General features: G+C 73.8%; 13 protein-coding genes. 7 read left to right on the top strand and 6 right to left on the bottom strand.

The window, feature by feature from the left end:
- Window positions 1-117: 117 nt before the first annotated feature.
- The 5 genes from AB0O36_RS00705 to AB0O36_RS00725 all read right to left on the bottom strand — a co-directional run bounded on the left by AB0O36_RS00705 (window position 118) and on the right by AB0O36_RS00725 (window position 7,671).
- Window positions 118-2,061: a YcaO-like family protein gene (locus AB0O36_RS00705; protein ID WP_365101997.1), complete on the bottom strand. Its 1,944-nt coding sequence runs from the start codon at window positions 2,059-2,061 to the stop codon at window positions 118-120.
- Window positions 2,058-3,602, bottom strand: a complete 1,545-nt coding sequence (locus AB0O36_RS00710) for a hypothetical protein (RefSeq protein ID WP_365102000.1) — start codon at window positions 3,600-3,602, stop codon at window positions 2,058-2,060. The genes AB0O36_RS00705 and AB0O36_RS00710 overlap by 4 nt, the downstream gene beginning before the upstream one ends.
- 1 nt (window position 3,603) lies before the next feature.
- Entirely contained in the window at window positions 3,604-4,734 is a 1,131-nt protein-coding gene (locus AB0O36_RS00715; RefSeq protein ID WP_365102002.1) for a hypothetical protein, read from the bottom strand.
- Window positions 4,728-7,409, bottom strand: a complete 2,682-nt coding sequence (locus AB0O36_RS00720) for a lantibiotic dehydratase (RefSeq protein ID WP_365102004.1) — start codon at window positions 7,407-7,409, stop codon at window positions 4,728-4,730. Before AB0O36_RS00720 ends, AB0O36_RS00715 begins: the two co-directional genes overlap by 7 nt.
- A gap of 109 nt (window positions 7,410-7,518) precedes the next feature.
- Complete coding sequence (locus tag AB0O36_RS00725) at window positions 7,519-7,671, bottom strand: thiazolylpeptide-type bacteriocin (RefSeq protein ID WP_365102006.1); 153 nt, start codon at window positions 7,669-7,671, stop codon at window positions 7,519-7,521.
- Between the two features lie 438 nt (window positions 7,672-8,109).
- On the opposite strand from AB0O36_RS00725, the gene corA reads away from it, so the two are divergent.
- Window positions 8,110-9,198 carry a magnesium/cobalt transporter CorA gene (corA, locus tag AB0O36_RS00730; protein ID WP_365102009.1) on the top strand — a complete coding sequence of 363 codons (1,089 nt, stop codon included), beginning with the start codon at window positions 8,110-8,112 and terminating at the stop codon, window positions 9,196-9,198.
- 47 nt (window positions 9,199-9,245) lie between these two features.
- On the opposite strand, the gene AB0O36_RS00735 is transcribed toward corA, so the two are convergent.
- On the bottom strand, window positions 9,246-10,265 hold the full coding sequence (locus tag AB0O36_RS00735) for a hypothetical protein (protein ID WP_365102012.1): 1,020 nt from the start codon (window positions 10,263-10,265) through the stop codon (window positions 9,246-9,248).
- Window positions 10,266-10,454: 189 nt separating this feature from the next.
- On the opposite strand from AB0O36_RS00735, the gene AB0O36_RS00740 reads away from it, so the two are divergent.
- The 6 genes from AB0O36_RS00740 to AB0O36_RS00765 all read left to right on the top strand — a co-directional run bounded on the left by AB0O36_RS00740 (window position 10,455) and on the right by AB0O36_RS00765 (window position 19,515).
- Entirely contained in the window at window positions 10,455-10,751 is a 297-nt protein-coding gene (locus tag AB0O36_RS00740; protein WP_365102015.1) for a heavy-metal-associated domain-containing protein, read from the top strand.
- A 144-nt stretch (window positions 10,752-10,895) separates the two neighbouring features.
- On the top strand, window positions 10,896-13,166 hold the full coding sequence (locus tag AB0O36_RS00745; protein ID WP_365102017.1) for a heavy metal translocating P-type ATPase: 2,271 nt from the start codon (window positions 10,896-10,898) through the stop codon (window positions 13,164-13,166).
- A gap of 175 nt (window positions 13,167-13,341) precedes the next feature.
- Window positions 13,342-13,773 carry an SseB family protein gene (locus AB0O36_RS00750; RefSeq protein WP_365102019.1) on the top strand — a complete coding sequence of 144 codons (432 nt, stop codon included), beginning with the start codon at window positions 13,342-13,344 and terminating at the stop codon, window positions 13,771-13,773.
- Window positions 13,770-14,396, top strand: coding sequence for a hypothetical protein (locus AB0O36_RS00755; protein ID WP_365102022.1), 627 nt, complete (start codon window positions 13,770-13,772; stop codon window positions 14,394-14,396). The genes AB0O36_RS00750 and AB0O36_RS00755 overlap by 4 nt, the downstream gene beginning before the upstream one ends.
- Complete coding sequence (locus AB0O36_RS00760; protein WP_365102024.1) at window positions 14,396-19,003, top strand: putative T7SS-secreted protein; 4,608 nt, start codon at window positions 14,396-14,398, stop codon at window positions 19,001-19,003. Before AB0O36_RS00755 ends, AB0O36_RS00760 begins: the two co-directional genes overlap by 1 nt.
- A complete protein-coding gene (locus AB0O36_RS00765) occupies window positions 19,000-19,515 on the top strand; it encodes a hypothetical protein (protein WP_365102027.1) in 516 nt (171 codons plus the stop codon). The genes AB0O36_RS00760 and AB0O36_RS00765 overlap by 4 nt, the downstream gene beginning before the upstream one ends.
- Window positions 19,516-19,526: the final 11 nt, after the last annotated feature.

Consider the following 19,526-nt stretch of genomic DNA (forward strand, 5'->3'; position numbering starts at 1 on the left):
GGCAGACGGGCTCAGAGGGACTCGGACGGACTCGGACGGCCGGGGACGAAACCGGACCGAACGGGGACCGGCCCCCGGGACCGGACGGGGTACGCAGGACCCCGCCCGGCACGCCGGTCAGGGGAACGGGTGCACGGTGAGCCGTTCCAGGGACAGTTCCTGTTCCCCCGCCGCCGCGAGCAGCCGGGGCAGGCCGAGCACCCGCTGGTGTGCGAAACCGAAGGCCAGGGGGACGCTTCCGGGCACCAGGACCCGTGCGGCGCGCAGCCCGGCGGACCGGTGCTCACGCCCGGTCTGGTCCACGACCAGCACCTCGTCCATGCCCGCGTCGGCGAGCAGCCCCAGCAGCCGCCGCCGGGCCCGGCCGAGCGTGGCGGCCCCGAGCAGCGGGGAACGCGGGAACGCCTCGGCCAACGGCACGGACGGGCCCGTCAGGTACGGCTCGAAGGCACCGGCGGCCTCGGGCACGGAGTACCACTCGATGTGGTGGTCGAGGTCGGTGACGCTCCAGCGGTCCGTACGCAGTCGGCGGGCCCGCTCCGGTGAGGGGGCCACGACGTCCCCGAGGACCAGCGGGGCCAGTTCCGCGACCGCGGCGCGTACCGCCTCGGCCGGATCGGGGTGGGCGGCGGCCGTCGTCAGACTGTACTTGTCCGGCGAGCGGGGGTTGCGGGCCAGCGCCCACACCGCCGGGACCGGAACGTCCCTGGTCAGGACCAGCAGGTCCACCTCGTAGCCGGCGCGGTGCATCGCGGCGCGCAGTTCGACGGTGGTGGGGTCGGTGACCGAACGCCAGTCGATCCGGGGGACGGGCCGTCCCGCCCACCAGGTCAGCAGGAACGCGTCGCGTTCGAGGAGTTCGAGCAGGGCGTGCAGTGCCGCCTCGTCGAGGGTGGCTCCGAGCGCACAGCCGTTGGAGGACTCGTACAGCACCCGTCCCCACTTCTGTCCGGGCCGGGGCTCGGGATGGACGTGGTAGGAGCCGGCCTCCAGCGGCACCCAGCATTCCTCGTCGGTGCCCCAGACGCGGGCGGGGATCCAGCGCAGGACGTCGTCCGGGGAGAACGGATCGACCCGGCAGGAGGGGTGGGCGTACTGCTCCGGCGCGAGGTCGCCGAGCCGGCGCGGGTCCAGGGCGCGCCCGGGCAGCTCCCGGTGGGTGGCGCGGACCGGCCGGGCCGCGCTGACGACGGCCTCCGACCCGGAACGCTCCAGGCGCTCCAGCAGCGCCAGGCGGGAGGCCGCGGCGATGGTGCGGCCACGGCCGTAGCCGGCGGCTTCGGACGCCTTGCCGTGCCGGGCGTGGACGGCCGCGACCAGGGAGGCCGGACTGTCGGGAACCGGCTGGAGGCCGATCACCGGGCCGTAGCGGCTGTCGACGAGCAGGGCGCTGAGGGTCGACACCGACAGGTCCGGCCCCGGCACCTGCCGCAGCGCCCCGTCGAGTGCCGGGTCCGCGTACCGGTCGGCGTCCTCGTCCACGCTGCGGTCCACGTCCACGTCCACATCCGCGTCCACGTCGTCCGGGTCCACGTCCGCGTCGGCATCCGGCCCCGGGAGCCCGTCCGCCCCCCGCCCGGGGACGGCGCCCCCGCAGCCCGGGCAGCCGGTCTGCGGCAGCACCCGGTGCCGGGAGCTGCCGGCCGGCCCGACCACGACCGTCTCTCCCGGTCCCGGCGGCTGCCGGCGGACCAGCCCGCAGGCGGCGGCCAGCGCGGCGGCCGACGCCCGGGCCAGGCCGGGCCCGGCCGAGAGCCGGCGCGGCGGGTTGGTGATGCCGCGCGTCCGCAGGTGGGCGGAGACCTGGCAGAGCGGGCAGCCGACGGCCGCGTCCCGCTGCCACAGCGGTCCGATCTCCACCTCGGCGCCCCACAGGCGCACGGGCAGCAGGGGCAGGCCCAGGCGCTGGGCCTCGGCCATCCGCTGCTGCTCCCAGTCCGCGTCGTGGCCGGCCACCAGCGCCACCAGCGCGCCCTGTTCGTTGACCAGTTCCGCCAGCAGGCCGGCGGCCTGCGGCCATTCGTTCCCGGTCGCGGCGTGCACCGCGAGCCGCCCGGTCACCGGTCACCCCGGACGTCACGGACGTCACCGACGTCACGGACCAGCGTGCCGTGCACCAACGGATGCGCGCCGAGCAGCGGGTCGGGGGCGGCGGGCCGGAACCCGACGCCTTGGCCCAGCAGTTCGGCGGCCAGGTCGTACGGCCGTGCCGATGCGGCCAGCTCCTCGGCGATACGGCAGTCCGGGCCGAGCGCCCCCGCCAGCACGGGGTCGTGCGCGGCGAGCTGTGCGCGGGCCCGGGCGGCGGCCCGTGCCGCCTCCGTCGCGGCCGTGCGGTCCAGGCCCCAAGCAGTGCCGTGCCACGCTGCGGGCCGCCCCGCCGCGCCGCCGTCGCGGTCGCCCTCCGTCTCGACGGGCGGGGTGAGCGCGGCCTCGGCGCACACCAGTCCACCGGGGGCCTCGTGCAGGCGGTACCGCCAGGAGGGACCGGACGGAGCCGTCCGCTCCGCATCGCCCTCCTGCCACGGCACACTGCCGTCCGCCTGCCGGTCGAGGGCGGCGAGCCGCAGTGCCGCGTCCAGCAGGGCCGCGCCTTCGGTGGTACCGGCCCCGCCCTCCGGGTGGGGGCCGCGCAGGAAGGCCCGCAGTGCCTCCTCGTCCGCCTCGCCTCCGGTGGCCCCCCAGCCCGCGGCGGCGCGACCGTCCGCTGTGCCGGGCCCGGGGACCACGCGCGCCAGGCAGGCCGGCAGCTGGGTCCAGTCGGCCGGCGTGTCGGTCCGGTGCAGGCCGATCAGTGCCGCCGCATCGGGGCCGCGGGCCTCGCCGTCGTCGGTGAGGTCGAGCGAACGCCAGCCCAGCGGACGGGAGTCCACCACGTGCACGGTGCGCGACCCGCGGCCGGCCAGCCCGGTGATCTCCTTGAACGCCTGCTCGGCGGCGAGCTGAGCGGCGAGCTCGGTGGCCGCCGCGTCCGGCACCGCAGGCGCACCGGCTGCGGGCGTCCCGGTCGTCAGCCGGGCGCGCAGGGCCGCAAGGGCTGCCGGGACGGCCGCGAGCGCGGACGAGACGACCCACAGGCGACCGCCGGCCGCCTCCACCCGTATGCCCAGCCCCGGTCCGGTGACGGCCGCCACCCCGGAGGGACCCCGGCCGCCCTGCTCCGTCCCGCTGACCACCCGTACGCGCACGCCCCGTGCGACGAGGGCGGCTTCGGCGGTCGCCGCCTGCGGCCACGCGGCCTCGACCGACACCTCGGCCGCCGCCAGTGCGCGCAGCGCGGCTGCGGGGTCGTCGCTGTAGCTCTCCACGTACGCCACCGCGGCCTCGGGGATGCCGGGCGGTGCGTCGTACGCCTCCACCAGCGCTCCCTGGGCCCGCATCTGCGCGACGACCCGCTCGACGAACGGCGCCGCCTTCGGGTTTCCGGCCGCGGCCACCAGGTCGGCCGTCGTACGCGGCTCCTCCAGGGCCCGGATCCAGGCGCAGGCGGGTTCGGCCAGGGGTGCGGGCAGGCGCAGGGTGAAGGCCCCGCGCGGGGTCTGCACGAACACCCCTTCCGGGTAGGCCCCGTACACGGTGCTGGGGCGGAGTTTCACGCGCATGTCAGGAGGGCCTCGCTGTGAGTCGGTCCTGCCAGGTCTCGCCGAGCCGCTCGTCTACGGCGTGGGCCAGGCAGTGGCAGTACAGGTATCGGTTGATCGGGGTGACGCCGAGCCATTGCAGGGCCTCGTAGAGCCAGTTCACGAGCACCCGGTATGCCTGGAAGGCGGGCGGTGTGCGCTCGCCGAAGCCGAGTTCGGCGAGCCGGCGGTGGAAGGCGCTCGGCGCTCCGCCGGCGTCGGGACCACGCGAGTCCGGGCCGCCCGCGCCGGGGCCACCGGTGTCCGGGCCACCGGTGTCCGGACCACCCGCGTCGGGGCCACCCGCGTCCGGGCCCGCCCCGGCACGGCCGGTCCAGCCGGAGCCGGCCGGGCCTCCGAGCACGTCCTCCAACTCCCCGTGCAGCCGCGGGTCGCGCAGCTCGGCGAGCGCGGTGGCGCAGGCGGCGTACCCGGGCAGCTCCTCGGGCCGGTGCAGGGCGAGGTCGACCAGCCGGCCGGTCTGCGGCGCGTACCGTTCGGCCGCGGCGGCGAAACGGGCCCGCAGCTCTTCGCCCTCGGGCCGGGAGGCGAGGAACGCCTCGGCGTGCGAGCGGAACGACAGGGATCCGAACCGCGCGCCCCCGGGGTAAGCAGCCGCCAGGGCCGCCATCCAGCGCAGCGCGGTGCCGGGGGCCCCGGCCCGCGCGGCCGCCGGGTCTGCGGGCAGCAGGCCGGCCAGCTCACGGGCGAGTGCGGTCAGGAACCGGTGCCGCACGGCCTCCACCGGGCCGGGAACCGCGGTGTCGGTGGACACCGGCACCGACCCGTGCGGGTGGGGCAGCCCGTGGCGGACCGCCACTCCCTCGGCCCGGGCGAGTGCGCCCGCCCGGCGCGCGTACTCCTCGGGCGTCCAGGCGGAGCCGTGCCCGGCAGCGGCGGCGAGCCGTCGGCGGGCCCGTTCCAGGACGTCGGCGGCGGGGGCCGCGTAGCCCAGGTGCAGGGCCAGGTGGGGGCCGCCGTCCCAGTGCCGGGTCGGGAAGCACACGTCCAGGGCCGGGTCGGCGGCGAGACCGGCGATCAGGGGCAGCGCCCCCTCGGTGAGCAGCGGCAGCGTGTCGGGACGGTAGTCGTGGACGCGCAGGGTCGTCAGCACGCGGAGCCCTCCTCGTGGCCGGCAGGGGTACCGGGACCGGCGCTACGACCGGACCCGGACCCGGACTCGGACCCGGAGGAGGCGGCAGCGGAAGCGGTGGCGGAGGCGGCGTCGGCGCGGGTCGACTCCGCCTCGGCCAGGTCGAACTCGTAGACCGCCTCGCGCACGTGGTGGCCGGCCGCCGGGCCGGGCAGGCATTCCTCCAGGTACGGATGGGTGAAGTCGGCGGCGTCCTTGGCGAAGGAGGCCAGGCCCAGCACACCGGCCGTGTCCACGTAGCGGGGCTTGGGCTGGGAGACGGGGCGGGAGGTGACGTCGGGCACGAGCGCCTCGCCGCGCTCCCACTCCGGCAGCTGCTTGACGAAGAACCGTGCGGGTACGCCGTGTTCGGCCCGCAGCCGTACCAGCCGGTGCAGGTCGTCGACCGATCCCCGGCAGGTCCCGGTCAGGACCTCGGCGTCCGGCAGGTACCAGCGGCGACGCTGGAGCACCAGGTTGCCGTGGCGGAGCCGGGGTACGGCGATCACGCCCGCGCCGGGGCGGGCGCGCTCGCGGAAGACGTGGTCGTAGGCGCACGCGATCACACCGCCTCCCTGGAGCCACAGGGCGATCCGGCTGGGCGCGGGCATCAGGTCCCAGCGGGTGGAGCCGACGGTGATCGGGCGCAGGCCGCGCGGGGTCCGCAAGCGCAGCCGGCCGGCCGGACCCTCGTCGACGAGGACGGTGCCCGCCCAGTCGCGGGCGGTCATCTCCCGGTCGAGGAGCGGGGGGTGGCAGCCGGTGTTGAACCCGTGCGCGGCCCGGTCCTCGGCGACCGCGGGGCCCAGGACGCGGCGCAGCCGGGCGCGGAGGCCGGCGGTGGCGGCACCGCCGGCGGCGGAATCCGCCTCCAGGAACCGGGACGAAGTGGCGCCGTAGCCCCCGAACCATCCGTTGGCGGCCCACCGGCCGTCCGCGTACTGGGCCATCAGGGCGTACGAGGAGCCGTCCGCGTGGAGCTGTTCGGGCAGGGCGGCGGCCCAGGCCGCCAGGTGCTCGTCCTCGATGACGGCATCGACGCCATCCCCCGCCGCGAGGGCCGCCTCGAACAGGTCGGCCAGGTCTGCCAGCACCCGCCGCCGGAAGGTCCACAGGCCGACCATCGCCGCCCGGCTGTCCGGGTCGAGCGGTGCGCCGGTGTCACCGGCGGCCGCCGAGGTGGCGAGGCGGGCGGCGTCGGCGGCGAGGTTCTCGGCCTCGGCCACCAGCCGGACCGTCCCGCCGCGGGCACGGACCGCGGCCCGGAGGCCGATGCGCAGGTCGGCCTTGAGGTCGAAGGCGCCGAGGACCGGCAGCAGGGCCGCCGCGGCGGCGGCCGGGGACGCCTCGGATCCGGGCAGGGGCGGCAGGACGGCAACGGCGTCCTCGTACAGCTGCGGCGCCAGCGCGTCGGCGTGCGGCAGCCGGGACGCCGCCGCGCGGAACCGGGCGTGCAGGGCGGGCCGGGCGGCGACCGTGTCGGCGGCCAGGAGGGCGGTCGCCCCGGCCAGTTCGGCGACGACGGCCCGCAGACCGCCGTGCCCTGCGCCGTCCACGAGGGCGAGGGCGCCGGGCTCCACCTCGGCCCCGGTCTCACCCACCATGACCTCGGGCAGGGCGTCGTGACACGCCGTCAGGAAGTTCGGGTCCTGGTCGTCCACGGGCAGCGCGGAACCGAGCAGCCCGGCCCGGAGCGCCGCGCGCATGACCTGTTCGGCCCGGGAGGCCGGGCAGTCGAGGGCCTCGGCGAGCCGCCCGGCCACGTCCTCCCACGCGTGGACGCCGAACCGGGCGACGGCGGTGAGTTCGGTCAGTTCCGGGGCTCGGCGCAGGGTCACCTTGCGCGGGCGGGGATGGGCCGGGGTGATGGCCATGAACGCCAGCTCGCCGGGCGCGGCCGGCAGCAGCGGAGCCAGGCGCACGGGAAGTCCGGGCCGCGGTGCGGGTTCCAGGGCGGACAGCAGGGCGCCGCGCTGGACCTCCACCGTGCGCAGCGCGACGGTGGGCGGTGCGGTCGCCCAGCGGGCGGCGGCGGGCGCCCCGGGACCGGCCGCCGGTCCGTCCTGCGCGGCCGAGAGGGCGACGGCGGTGAACCGGGAGCGCGGGCTGGTCCGGGTCATGGCCCGCAGCGCGTAGGCGGTGATGCGGGGTTCGGACTTGCGGTCCGCCCGCGTGGCCTCGCCGCCGGAGTCGGCGTACCGCCGGACGGCGGCGCCCAGATGGGGGCTGATCAGCTCGACGGAGGAGGCGAGCTCCTCCTCGGCGCAGAGCAGGCTCAGTGCATGGCGCTCGTGGGCGGCAGCGGCCGCCCGGTCGTGCGCGACCTGCTCCAGCAGCGTGCGGTAGGCGTCGGCGGCCGCCTGCCAGTCCGCGACGGCCGGGACGGTCGCGGCGTCACCGCCGGGGGCCGCAGCGGGGAGCGGGGTGAGGGGCTTTTCGCGGATCCTGCGGCGCACGCGCAGGTGCCAGGCGGGGGCGCCGGCCGAGCCGGCCGACTCTGCGAGGGCACCGTCGGCGAGGCGTGCCGTCACCAGGGCGCGGTCGGCAGCCGCGGCGAGGCGGTCCCACGCGGCGGCGGTCTGTGGCCGTACGAGCGGGGCGTACGGCAGGAGGTTGACCCGTGTGGCGGCCGTGTCGGCCACGACGAATCGCCGCATGGCAGGCGGTGCCCTTCTGGCTTGCCCGGCCTACCGGTTGTGAGGTCCGGCCGGGAGTGGTTCCTGTCGGCTGGCGCGCCGGGGGCCGCGAGCGGCCCCCGGCGGCGAATCAGCTGCTGCTGCTGCAGCAGGAGCAGCTGGCCCGGCAGCACGAGGCTCCGTTGGAGGCCCCCATCACCGGCAGGCCGGTGGTGTCGGGCACATCCTCGACGGCGATCTCCTCGAGGGAGAACTCATCGAAGTCGATCTCCAGAGCGTCCATGACGCCTCCTTGGATTCGTTGGCCACGACCGGGTACGTCAATGGTTTTCGACGACAGGCCGGTGACCGGTTACTTGTGGGTAGATCCCCGACGCTACGATCCGCCGATCTTGAAGACCAGAAGGCGTATCAGACATTCCGCTTCTATCCGGCAATGCCCGAGATCCCCTGGTCTTCCGGGGATCCGTAGCCTCGGCCCGGAGGAAACAAGGCGCCTGGGGGTGGCTGAAATTCGCCTAAAGCTTCTGGAATGATGCGTGTCGTTTCAGTCACCCGCAGGGCCCGATCGCCGTATCGAAAATGGCCTGACCTGTGAATATGTCAACTTCCCCGCCGGGTGACCCGTACCGATCCGGCCGGGGTGCCGCTCGGGGGCGATCCGGAATCGGGGATTCGGTGGGGTGGCAGACTGGCGGGCGGTCCGGCCGAAGGAGTCGCAGTGTCCGTGTTCAGCAGCATCCGCCAGGCGGTTCGTCGTAGTTATCGGCGGGCCGTGGACCTCAGTCATCCGGCGCGGTCGCCGCTGGGGAGTGCGGTGGTGAACTGCGTCGTGTACCTGGAGGGTGTGCGGCAGGAGGGCTGTGCGGAGGTCGAGGAGGCCCTGCGGCGGGTCCGCAAGGCGGGGGACGGGTTCGTCTGGATCGGGCTGCACGAGCCGGAGCAGGAGGAGTTCGCCGGTCTCGCGGAGCTGTTCGAGCTGCATCCGCTGGCGATCGAGGACGCCGTTCACGCGCACCAGCGGCCGAAGGTGGAGCGGTACGACGGCACGCTGTTCGCGGTGTTCAAGACGGTGCGGTACGTGGAGCACGCCGAGCTGACCGCGACCAGCGAAGTGGTGGACACCGGTGAGCTCATGGCTTTCATCGGGGCCGATTTCGTCATCACCATCCGGCACGGCGGCCACGGTTCGCTCGGGCCGCTCAGGGAGGCGCTGGAGGCTTCGCCGGAGCAGCTGGCCAAGGGGCCGGCCGCGGTCCTGCACGCCATAGCGGACCATGTGGTGGATGACTACCTGGCGGTCACCGACGCCGTGCAGCACGACCTCGACGCGGTGGAGAGCGCGGTCTTCAGCGAGAGCGGCGGTCGTGGCGACGCGGGCCGGATCTACCAGCTCAAGCGCGAACTGCTGGAGCTCAAGCGGGCCGTGGCACCGCTGGAACGACCGCTGCAGCAGCTCGCCACCCAGGCCATGCCCGCCGTCGAGCTCGACTTCCGCGCGTACTTCCGGGACGTGGCCGATCACCTGAGCCGGGTCATCGAGCAGATCACCTCCTACGACGCGCTGCTCGACTCGGTCCTCCAGGCGCACCTCGCCCAGGTGACCGTCGCCCAGAACGAGGACATGCGGAAGATCACTGCCTGGGCCGCGATCGTCGCCGTCCCGACCATGGTGTGCGGGGTCTACGGCATGAACTTCGAGCACATGCCGGAACTGCGGTGGACGTACGGGTATCCGACGGTCCTGGGCGTGATCGCCGTCGCCTGTTTCGTCATCCACCGCAGCTTCCGCCGCAACGGCTGGCTCTGAGGGCGGAGTCATCGGGTGATGAGCCCCCGCACCCCCGGGCCGGTCGGTCAGTGGGTGTCGCCGTGGCCGTCGCCGCCGTGGTCGGAGCCGGCGCCGGAGCCGGCGCCGGAGTCGTCCGTGGTGGGGCCGGTGGCCGTGGGCGTGGTGGGCCCGCCGGTGGTGGGGAGGGTGAAGGCGGCCGTGCGGACGGTGCCCTGGTGCTTGAAGTCGAGGAAGAGGCGGTAGGTGCCGGCAGTGGGGGCCGTGGCGGAGAAGGAGACGGCGGGGCCGGGGGCGGTGGCCGGGTCGCCGGGGGTGCCTTCCGGGTGGACGTGGAGGTAGGCGAGGTCTCCGGCGCGGAGCGCCACCAGGTGGCCGTACGAGCCGAGGTAGGGCTCCAGGTCGGTGACCGGGCGGCCGTCCTTGGCCACGCTGAGGGTCAGCTTGCCGGCGCGGCCCGGGGTGAGGCCGCCGTTGAGGGTGACCGTGTAACCGTCCTCGGTCCGGGCCGTGGCGTCGGGTGCGGGCAGGTCGCGGGGCTCGTAGGGGCCGGCGACGGCCAGGTCGGCGCCGAGGGTGAGGGAGGGGGCGCCCTCGCCGGCCGGGGTGAAGTCGGCGAAGACGCGGTGGTCGCCGGCCGTGGGCAGGTCGAGCGGGGTGCTCCAGGTGCCGTCCGCCGCGCGGGTGGGGTGCAGGTGGCGGAAGGTGTTCAGGTCGCGTGAGGCCACGATCAGGTGCAGTTCCCTGTCGTGCGACGTGCGGTATCCGGTGACCGGCCGGCCCGCCCCGTCCTTGATCGTGAAGCGCAGGGATTCCTGCCGTCCGGCGGTCAGGCGCGGGGTCTGGAGGGCGAGGGCGTAGCCGTCCTGCGAGACCTGGAGGCCGCCGGGGGGAGGCGGGGTGCGGGTGCCTTGCGCCGTGCCTTCCCCTGGGCTTCCCGCCGTGCCTCCCGTGCGGGCGGCGGCGTGGTGTGCGGCGGGGGCGGTGCGGTCCGTGAGGGGGCCGGCAGCCGACCCGAGGGCGAAGGCGCCGGTGAAGGCCACCGCGAGGGCCGCGCCGTAGAGGCTGATCCTGGCCGCCGTGTTCATGGTCGTCTCCCTGTCTCTGGTGTCGTCGTGCGTGCTCACAATACCCCTGGGGGGTACCCAGTCAAGGGGTGGGAGGGGGTTGCGGTTGATACGGGGTGGGGGTATACATAAACCAACCCGCCGGATACCCCCGAGGGGTACCGGGTGAAGCTGGTCCGCCGGCCCCGAACCGAGACTCAGGAGAACGCCATGTCCTCGTCCTGCTGCTCCCCGAACAACACCTGCTCCACCACCGCCGCCGAGTCGCAGACGGCCGTCGCCGTGGAGGGTTTCCGTACCGTCTACGCGGTCGCCGGCATGACCTGCGGACACTGCAGGACCACGCTCACCCGGGAGATCGGCGCGGTGGAGGGCGTCACCCGGGTCGAGGTGGACCTGGGCGCCGGTCAGGTCACCGTGATCAGTGACGGTCCGCTCGACGACTCCGTGATCGCCGGTGTCGTCGACGAAGCCGGCTACGAGGTCACCGGCCGCGTCGCCGTCTGATCCCCCTGTCGGATCCCTTGGCCCGAGCTACCCGAGCTACCCGAGCCACCCGAGCCACCCGAGCCACCCGAGCCACCTGAGCCGCCGGGGCCCTGCCGGGCCCCGGCCGGGTACCCCCGAACCATCCCGCACGAGGAGTTGCACATGACCGTCGCCACCACCACCGGCGCCGCCGAGGTCGAGCTCGCCATCGGCGGCATGACCTGCGCCTCGTGCGCGGCCCGGATCGAGAAGAAGCTCAACCGCATGGAGGGCGTGACCGCCACGGTCAACTACGCCACCGAGAAGGCCAAGGTCAGCTTCGCGGAGGGGGTCAGCGTCGCCGATCTGATCGGGACGGTGGAGGCCACCGGATACACCGCCCGTGAACCTCAACCGCCCCGCGAGACGGGTGGTCCTGCCGGGTCCGAAGCCGCGGCGGAGGCGGCGGAGGAGGAAGAGCTGCGGCCGCTGCGCCAGCGGCTGGTCACCGCCGTGCTGCTCGCCGTACCGGTGATCGCGATGGCGATGGTCCCGGCCCTGCAGATCGAGTACTGGCAGTGGCTGTCGCTGACACTGGCCGCGCCCGTGGTCACGTACGCCGCCTGGCCCTTCCACAAGGCCGCGTTCACCAACGCCCGGCACGGCGCCGCCACCATGGACACGCTCATCTCGGTGGGTACGTCGGCCGCCTTCCTGTGGTCGCTGTGGGCGCTGTTCTTCGGTACCGCCGGTACGCCCGGCATGACCCACCCCTTCGAGCTCACCATCGCCCGCAGCGACGGCGCGGGCAACATCTACCTGGAGGCGGCGGCCGGAGTGACCGCCTTCATCCTGGCCGGCCGCTACTTCGAGGCCCGTTCCAAGCGGAAGGCCGGGGCCGCGCTCAAGGCGCTGCTGGAGCTCGGCGCGAAGGACGTCGCCGTGCTGCGCGGAGGCCGCGAGGAGCGCATACCCGTCACCGAACTGCGGGTGGGGGACCGGTTCGTGGTCCGGCCGGGCGAGAAGATCGCCACGGACGGCGTGGTCGCCGAGGGCGCGTCCGCGGTGGACGCCTCCATGCTGACCGGTGAGTCCGTCCCCGTGGAGGTCGGGCCCGGCGACGGTGTCACCGGAGCCACCCTGAACGCCGGCGGCCGGCTGGTCGTCGAGGCCACCCGGGTCGGCGCGGACACCCAGCTCGCCCGGATGGCCAAGCTGGTGGAGGACGCGCAGAACGGCAAGGCCGCAGCCCAGCGGCTCGCCGACCGGATCTCCGCCGTGTTCGTCCCGGTCGTCATCGCGCTCGCGCTCGGCACCCTCGGGTTCTGGCTCGGCAACGGCGCGGGCTGGACCGCCGCGTTCACCGCCGCCGTCGCCGTACTGATCATCGCCTGCCCCTGCGCCCTCGGACTGGCCACCCCGACCGCGCTGATGGTCGGCACCGGCCGGGGCGCCCAGCTCGGCATCCTCATCAAGGGGCCCGAGGTGCTGGAGACCACCCGTCGCGTCGACACCATCGTCCTGGACAAGACCGGCACCGTCACCACCGGCAGGATGACCCTCCTGGCCGTCCACACCGCCGCCGGCACCGACGAGCAGGAGGTGTTGCGGCTGGCCGGAGCCCTGGAGCACGCCTCCGAACACCCCATCGCCCGGGCCGTCGCCGCCGGTGCCGCCGAACGCGTCGGTGAACTGCCCGCCCCGGAGGACTTCGCGAACGTCGCCGGGCTCGGCGTCCAGGGAATCGTCGAGGGGCACGCCGTCCTGGCCGGCCGCGAGAAGCTGCTGGCAGAGTGGGCCATCGAACTGCCCGCGGAGCTGGCGGAGACCAAGCGCCGGGCCGAGGCGGCCGGCCGGACCGCGATCGCCGTGGCCTGGGACGGTGAGGCCCGTGCGGTCCTGGAGGTCGCCGACGCGGTCAAGGACACCAGCGCCGAGGCGATCGCCCGCCTGAAGGGGCTGGGCCTCACCCCGATCCTGCTGACCGGCGACAACAAGGCCGTGGCCGAAGCGGTCGCCGCCGAGGTCGGCATCGAGCAGGTCATCGCCGAGGTGATGCCCGAGGACAAGGTCGACGTCGTCAAGCGGCTCCAGGCCGAGGGCCGGTCGGTCGCCATGGTCGGTGACGGGGTCAACGACGCCGCCGCGCTCGCCCAGGCGGACCTCGGGCTGGCCATGGGCACCGGCACCGACGCGGCGATCGAAGCCGGCGACCTGACCCTGGTCCGCGGCGACCTGCGGGCGGCCGCCGACGCGATCCGGCTGTCCCGGAGGACCCTGGGCACCATCAAGTCCAACCTCTTCTGGGCCTTCGGCTACAACGTGGCCGCGCTGCCGCTGGCCGCTGCCGGACTGCTCAACCCGATGATCGCCGGAGCGGCCATGGCCTTCTCCTCGGTCTTCGTCGTCGGCAACTCCCTGCGACTGCGCTCCTTCCGGCCGGCCGGCTCCTGAAGTCCCGCCCGGCACCCGCAGGCAAGCTCCACCAGGCACCCCCGCACCGGACTCCGGGCGGGGGTGCCCTGCCGTGCACGGCAGGTGGGGACATCGTGGAGACCTGCGCCCCGGCTTTGGCTTGCCGCGCGCCGTCCCATAGGTTGGACGGCCGAAGCGGAACGGGGGCTTTGAAATGGGACTGGTCGAGGAAATCGCCCGGATGCGCGCGGGGGAAGGCGAACCGGCGAGCCTGGTCGGTGAATTCCGGCGGACGGCGCTGCTGGTGCCGGTCGTCGACGGCGGGCTGATGTCCGGCTTCCAGGGCGGGGTCCGCTGGATCCACGCGTTCACGGACGAGGAGGCGCTGGCCCGGTTCGCCGTGGCACGCGGCATGGACGCGACGCGCGAGCTGGAGTACCTGGCCGTACTGGGTGCGCGGCTGGTGGACGGGATCGTGCCGGGCCTGGACGGGCCGACCGGGGTCGCGCTGAACGTCGCGGACCAGGACGGGGCCATGCTGTTCCCGCCGGTGAGCGGGATCGTGCCCGACGCGGTCGCGGTGGACGTACGGGCGGATCCGGTGCGGGCGGAGCCGGCGCAGACCGAGGGGGTGGCCCGGGCATGAGCGGGAACGAGGACCTCGGGCTCGACCCGGCCGCGGTGAAGAACATCCGGGACGGGCTGCGCGGCGCGGTCGCGGAGCTGCGCGAGGTCGGCACGGCCGGCGGCGCCTCCATGGGCGCCGGCTTCGAGTCGATGTCGATGACCGGGATGGAGGCCGGGCACCCGGGCGTGGCCGACCTGTTCGAGGACTTCTGCGAGAAGTGGGAGTGGGGCGTACGGGCGCTGGTCCAGGACGCGAGCACCCTCTGCTCGAACCTCGGGATCGCGGCCGGCACCGTCTGGGAGGAGGACCAGTACATCCAGGGCGCCTTCAAGGTCGGCGTGAACTCCCTCTACGGCAATCCGCACGCCTCGGAGGACGAGATCGAGCAGAAGTCCTGGGACGACATCACGCGCCCGCCGTGGGAGGTCTACAAGCCGGACTACAGCGCGGAGTCCTTCGAGAAGATGCAGAAGGACGTCAAGGACAACTGGTCCCAGACGGGCGAGACGCTGAAGACCACGGGGAAGATCGGTTCGCTGAACGACCTGCTCGAACAGGCCAAGGGCGGCAGTGGCAGTGGCAGTGGCAGCGGCAGTGGCAGCGGCAGTGGCAGCGGCAGGGGTAACGGGGGCGAGGGCTGATGGGCTGGCGGGACTGGACCCCGGACTTCATCGAGGACGCCGGTGAGGACGCCGTCGAGGGCATGGGCGACGGCATCGAGTGGCTCGGCGACAAGAGCGCCGACCTCGCCGAGGACGTCGGCTGGGACGACGGCGCGGACTGGATCCGGGAGAAGAGCCGCTCGCTGGCGAACACCATGGGCGCGGAAGTCGCCGAGATGGAGCTCGACCAGACCGAGGACCCCAAGAAGATCATCTACGGCAGCGTGTCGAAGATCCGGGAGAACGCCAAGCACCTGGCCGACTTCCGTACGAACTTCGACAAGGTCGGCAACGGCGTCAAGGGCCTGGACTCCGATGCCATCAAGGGCGTGACCGCCGACTCGTACGCCGGCGAGGTGGCCAAGCAGCCCCCGAAGTGGTTCAAGGCAGCCGACGCCTTCGAGAAGGCCGAAGGAGCCCTGACCCGTTTCGCCGAGACCGTCGAATGGGCCCAGAACGAGGCCCGCGACGCCATCGAGGCGTACAGGAAGGCGAAGCAGGCCTCCGAGGACGCCCGCACCGCCTACAACACGAAGGTCGACGAGTACAACGACGCGGTCAAGGCGAAGAAGGACGACCTTCCGCCCCGCCCCTCGGGCTTCAAGGATCCGGGCGAGGCCGGCATCAAGGCCGCCTACGACAAGGTGATCAACGCCCGCAAGCAGCGCAACGAGGCCGCGGAGACGGCCAGGACGGCGCTGACCGCGGCCCGCGACGCGGCCCCGCCCAAGCCCTCGTACGCCGAACAGCTCGACGACGGCCTGCAGGGCCTGCAGATCGACGCCAACCACCTCACCGGCGGCGTCATCAAGGGCACGGCCGGCCTGATCGACTTCGCGCGGTCGGTCAACCCCACCGACCCGTACAACCTCACCCACCCCGCCGAGTACCTCACCAACCTCAACAACACCGTCACCGGCCTCGTGGTCGCCGCCAACGACCCCGTCGGCACCGCCAAGACCATGCTCGACGAGTTCATGAAGGACCCCTCCGAGGGCATCGGCAAACTCATCCCCGAGCTCGTCGGAACCAAGGGCCTGGGCGCGGCCAAGAAGGCCGCGAACATCGCGAAGCACGCCGACGACCTGAAGGTGCCCGGGCGCAAGGGGCCCGGGCGCAAGCAGACGGACGGGGACGGTCCGGACGGGCCCGCGCGGTGCGGTACCGACAAGGTCTGTGACGGTGACCCCGTGGACGTGGCCACGGGCCGGATGCTGCTCCCGCAGACCGACCTGGCCCTGCCCGGCTCACTGCCACTGGTCTTCGAGAGGACCTTCGAGTCCTCGTACCGGACGGGCCGGTGGTTCGGTCCGACCTGGGCGAGCACCATAGACCAGCGGCTGGAGGCCGACCCGGAAGGCATCGTCTTCATCCGTCAGGACGGCGGCATCCAGCTCTACCCGCACCCGGCCCCCGGCCTCCCGGTCCTGCCGACGCACGGGCGCCGCTGGCCGTTGGAGCGGTACCCGGACGGTCGCTACACCGTCACGGACCCGGACGCCGGGGTGGTCCGGCGCTTCGGGCCCGTCGGGGGCGCCGAGCCGGCGGACGTGGCCGCACCCGCGGACGGCGACGGCGTGGCCGTGCTCCAGGAGATCACCGACCGCAACGGTGCCGCCCTGGCATTCGAACACGACGCGGACGGCGTCCCGCTGGGGATCACCCACAGCGGCGGATACCGGGTCCGCTTCGAGACCGCCGACGGCCGCATCACCGGACTGGCCCTGGCCGACGGCCCGCACGTGCTCACGTACTCCTACACCGGAGGGAACCTCACCGAGGTCGTGAACTCCTCCGGGAAGCCGCTCCGCTTCGGCTGTGACGGCCGGGGCCGGGTCACCTCCTGGACCGACACCAACGGCCACCGCTTCGACTACGTCTACGACGACGCCGACCGCTGCGTCTCCCAGGCGGGCACCAACGGTCGCATGAGCACCACCTTCGTCTACGAGGACGGTGCCACCACCGTCACCGATGCCTGCGGGCGCCGCCGCCGGTACGAGGTCAACGCGCGGTACCAGGTCGTGGCGGACATCGACGCGCAGGGCGCCGCCGTCCGCTACACCCACGACCGGTACAACCAGCTGCTCACCCACACCGATCCGCTCGGCCACGTCACCACCTGCCGGTACGACGAGCACGGCCGGCTGGTCGGCATCACCCGCCCCGACGGGCGGTCGACCACGGCCGAGTACGACGCGCTGGGCCTGCCGACCCGGGTGGTCCGCCCCGACGGCACCGTGCTGCGGCAGACCTTCGACGAACGGGGCAACCGCCTCTCCGAGACCGCGCCCTCCGGGGCGCGCACGCACTTCGCCTACGACGGGCGCGGGCACCTGAGCTCGGTCACGGACGCCCTCGGCCGGACGACCACGTACCGCTGTGACGCCGTCGGCCGGCCCGTGGAGATCGCCGATCCGCTGGGGGCCGTCACCCGTTACGCCTACGACTCCTTCGGGCGGCCCGTCACGGTGACCGGCCCGCTCGGCGGGACCACCCGCCTGGAGTGGACGCCCGAAGGCAGACTGGCCCGGCGGACCGACCCGGACGGCGCCGAATCCGCGTGGAGCTACGACGGCGAGGGCAACCTGCTCGTCCACCGTGACCCGGCCGGTGCGACCACGACCTACGAGTACGGCGACTTCGACCTGCTGATCGCCCGCACGGACCCGGACGGCGCCCGCCACCGGTTCAGCCACTACCCGGACCTCCGGCTCAGGGAAGTCACCAACCCACAGGGCCTCACCTGGTCCTACACCTACGACCACGCCGGCCGGATGATCTCCGAGACGGACTTCGACGGGCGTACGCTGACCCGCACCTACGACGCGGCGGGTCGCCTGGAGAGCCGGTCCAACGCCCTGGGCCAGACCGTCCGGTTCGAGCGCAACGCCCTGGGGCAGGTCGTCCGCAAGGACGCTGCGGGGCGGGCCACCACGTACGAGTACGACGTCAGCGACGAGCTCACCCGGGCGGTCGGGCCGGACGCGACCCTGACCTGGCTGCGGGACCGCGACGGGCAGCTCCGGTCGGAGACGGTGAACGGGCGCGAGCTGCGCTTCGAGCACGACGTGCTGGGCCGCAGGACCCGCCGCACCACCCCCGGCGGGGCCGTCAGCTCCTGGGAGTACGACGCGGCCGGGAACCGTACCCGGCTGACCGCCTCCGGCCGCGAGCTGCGCTTCGAGCACGACGCCGCAGGACGCGAAACCGTTCGCAGCCTCGGCGGGCCGGTGACGTTCGGCAGCAGCCGGGACCTCATGGGCCGGCTGACCGGACAGTCCGTCACGGCCGGTGGGCGGACCATCAGGCGGCGCGACTACCGTTACGACGCCGCCGGGAGCCTCACCGGAATCGAGGGGACGGGCGGGGCGCCCTCCCGCGGTTTCCGGCTGGACCCGGCCGGTCGCGTCACGGACGTGGACGGGAACGGGTGGACCGAGCGGTACGCGTACGACACCGCCGGCAACCTGGCCTCGGCCCGCCACCCGGCACTGCACGCGGACACGGCGGCCACCGGGGCGCACCACACGTACGAGGGCAACCGCGTCGTCGGCGCGGGCACCCTCCGCCACGAACACGACGGGCAGGGCCGGGTCGTACGGCGGACCCGGAAGAGGCCGTCCCGCAAAGCGGACAGCTGGCGCTACACGTGGGACGCGGAGGACCGGCTGACCGAGGTGGTCACCCCCGACGGGACGACGTGGCGGTACACGTACGATCCGCTGGGCCGCAGGCTGTCGAAGCAGCGGTCGGCCGGCGACGGGGCCGTGGCCGAGGAGACGCTGTTCACGTGGGACGGCCACACGCTGTGCGAGCAGTCCACCCGGACACCGGAACGGCCGCACGAGGTGGTCCTGACCTGGGACCACCGGGGACTGCATCCACTCGCCCAGACCGAGCGGGTCCTCGACGCCTCCCGCGAAGAGGTGGACAGCCGCTTCTTCGGCATCGTCACCGACATCGTCGGCACCCCGACGGAACTGGTCGACGAGGCCGGCGGCATCGCCTGGCAGTCCCGTTCCACGCTGTGGGGCACCACCGGCTGGAACAGCGACGCCACCGCCTACACCCCCTTGCGCTTCCCGGGGCAGTACTTCGACCCCGAGACCGGCCTCCACTACAACCTCCACCGGTACTACGACCCGGAGACCGCCCGGTACCTGAGCGTGGACCCGCTCGGTCTCGATCCGGCGCCCAACCCCAGGGCGTACGTGGACAACCCGCACCTGTGGGCCGACCCGCTCGGCCTCAAGCCGTGCAAGGTCAAGGTCTCGCCGGTGGCGTCCGACTGGGCGACCAAGGGGGCGCACCTCCACGTCGGTGCCGACGAGGTGAGGATCAGCGTCAACAAGGACGGCGAGCTGGTGGGCGAGCCCATCCGGCTGAAGGCGACGGGCTGGGCGTCCGACAAGAGTGTCAGAACGGCGGTCGAGGCGGTGGAGAACGACCCCAAGCTGCGGGCGGACCTGCTGGCCAAGGCGAAGTCGGCCAAGGAACACATGGAGGACCACAACTGGGGCAACACGCAGAACCGGAAGGACGAAATGCAGGCCCTCATCGACAAACTGGAGAACTGGCCGTGACCGGAGCCGAGTTCATTGCGAAGCTGCTCGCCGACGGCAGCCCGTTGGGCCTGCGGGCCGGGGACGGACCGGAGGCCGCCGAGCGGGCGGTGCCCGTGGGGTTCCTCGACGTCGAGGAGGTCCCGGGCGCATCCCTGCGCCGGGACCACGGGCTGCTGGAGCTGTCCTTCTCGGGCGGCGGCGAGACCGCCGGCTGGACCCTGAGCAGCGGCGTGCTCGAGCTGCACCGGCTGCCCTTGGACCCCGGGCCCGGCACCGAGTGGCGGGAGGCGACCGGCGTGGATTTCGCGCCGTACACGGCCTGGTCCGAGGTCGAGGCGGCACTCGCCGCCGTTCCGGGTCACCCGGAGCCCGTCCTCGAACTCATCCACCAGGGGGGCTACCTGGAGTACCGCAATCCCGCGTCGGGAGTCTCGGTGCTGGTCGTCGACGATCCGGACGAGGAGCGCGACGAATGGCCGGGGAACGGCGACGTGTGGAGCGTCGGTTTCGGAGGAACGGGGAAGTGGTGACCGGCAAAATC

This window comes from Streptomyces sp. NPDC089799, from assembly GCF_040684755.1.
Lineage (GTDB): Bacteria > Actinomycetota > Actinomycetes > Streptomycetales > Streptomycetaceae > Streptomyces.

What these genes read in the sequence shown, in the direction of transcription:
- AB0O36_RS00710 (WP_365102000.1), bottom strand. Translation starts at nt 3,602, where the DNA reads ATGCGCGTGAAACTCCGCCCCAGCACCGTGTACGGGGCCTACCCGGAA.
- AB0O36_RS00720 (WP_365102004.1), bottom strand. Translation starts at nt 7,409, where the DNA reads ATGCGGCGATTCGTCGTGGCCGACACGGCCGCCACACGGGTCAACCTC.
- AB0O36_RS00725 (WP_365102006.1), bottom strand. Translation starts at nt 7,671, where the DNA reads ATGGACGCTCTGGAGATCGACTTCGATGAGTTCTCCCTCGAGGAGATC.
- AB0O36_RS00735 (WP_365102012.1), bottom strand. Translation starts at nt 10,265, where the DNA reads ATGAACACGGCGGCCAGGATCAGCCTCTACGGCGCGGCCCTCGCGGTG.
- AB0O36_RS00740 (WP_365102015.1), top strand. Translation starts at nt 10,455, where the DNA reads ATGTCCTCGTCCTGCTGCTCCCCGAACAACACCTGCTCCACCACCGCC.
- AB0O36_RS00745 (WP_365102017.1), top strand. Translation starts at nt 10,896, where the DNA reads ATGACCGTCGCCACCACCACCGGCGCCGCCGAGGTCGAGCTCGCCATC.
- AB0O36_RS00750 (WP_365102019.1), top strand. Translation starts at nt 13,342, where the DNA reads ATGGGACTGGTCGAGGAAATCGCCCGGATGCGCGCGGGGGAAGGCGAA.
- AB0O36_RS00755 (WP_365102022.1), top strand. Translation starts at nt 13,770, where the DNA reads ATGAGCGGGAACGAGGACCTCGGGCTCGACCCGGCCGCGGTGAAGAAC.
- AB0O36_RS00760 (WP_365102024.1), top strand. Translation starts at nt 14,396, where the DNA reads ATGGGCTGGCGGGACTGGACCCCGGACTTCATCGAGGACGCCGGTGAG.